General features: G+C 31.5%; 2 protein-coding genes and 1 pseudogene. 2 read left to right on the top strand and 1 reads right to left on the bottom strand.

The window, feature by feature from the left end:
• Window positions 1-521: sulfite exporter TauE/SafE family protein (locus tag EKL98_RS17325; RefSeq protein WP_148104485.1), on the top strand; the 521-nt coding region annotated here is incomplete at its 5' end.
• 24 nt (window positions 522-545) lie between these two features.
• Entirely contained in the window at window positions 546-776 is a 231-nt protein-coding gene (locus tag EKL98_RS17330) for a YdcH family protein (protein WP_126563266.1), read from the top strand.
• 53 nt (window positions 777-829) lie between these two features.
• On the opposite strand, the pseudogene EKL98_RS17335 reads toward EKL98_RS17330, so the two are convergent.
• Window positions 830-1,037, bottom strand: a pseudogene (locus tag EKL98_RS17335) (oxygen-independent coproporphyrinogen III oxidase); the annotation flags it as partial.

Genomic DNA, 1,037 nt, shown 5'->3' on the forward strand with positions numbered 1-1,037 from the left:
TGCTAGGAAGAGGATTATATTTTGCCGGATTGCAACAAAAAATGTCTGTTTTTATTGGTGTTGCAATGATTGTCATTATTCTAATTCCAGACAAAGTTTTTGCCAAATACAATTTTTCGAAACCTGTTTTCAAATTGATTTCAAAAATCAAGACAACTTTAGGAAGTCAGTTCAAAAGCAAGAGTTATAAATCCTTATTTACTATTGGTTTACTGAATGGTTTTCTACCTTGCGGAATGGTTTATGTTGCCTTATTTGGCGCCATAGCAATGCAAAACGAGTTTTACGGCGTTTTATATATGATTTTATTTGGGTTAGGAACCGTTCCTGTGATGAGCAGTGTCGTGTATATCAACTCATTTTTAACGATTCCTGTGCGAAATAAAATTCAAAAAATCATTCCGTTTGTTGCGATTGTTATCGGAATATTGTTTATCTTTAGGGGATTAGGACTTGGCATTCCTTACATATCACCTTCAGATATGAGTTTGTTCGTTCAATCAAGTCCAAATTGTCATTAATTATTAATTAATTCTTATATAATTATGGAAAACCAAGATTTGCTGCACGTGTCTCCTGATGTTCAGGAAAAAATTGAGAAATTAATAAACGAAAATGATCATTTTGCAGCGTTATTCGAAGAATACCGGAAAGTCAAGCATGATGTATCCTTAATAAAATCAGAAGAAGTAGTTACTACCGATGTGCATTTGAAAGAATTAAAAGTAAAAATTCTTCATTTAAAAGATGAAATATATTCAATATTACGAAGATAAAAGCAAAAATATCACGCTTATTTGGCGTGATTTTTTTTGGATATTTAATTCTATTAAATTGTCATCGAAAATAATTTGGTTTCAGGTGCTTTTCTTTTCAAGCGCAAGTCAAATGCCATACAAATGTTGCGTACAAAAGGTTTTCCTGCATTCGTAACTTTAATACCATTTTTTTCGATAATGACCAATCCATCATTTTCCATTTCTTTCAATTGAATTAGAATTTCATGAGCTTCTGCAAAATAAAGCGCTTTGTCTTCC

This window comes from Flavobacterium bomense (genome assembly GCF_003970355.1).

What these genes read in the sequence shown, in the direction of transcription:
- EKL98_RS17330 (WP_126563266.1), top strand. Translation starts at nt 546, where the DNA reads ATGGAAAACCAAGATTTGCTGCACGTGTCTCCTGATGTTCAGGAAAAA.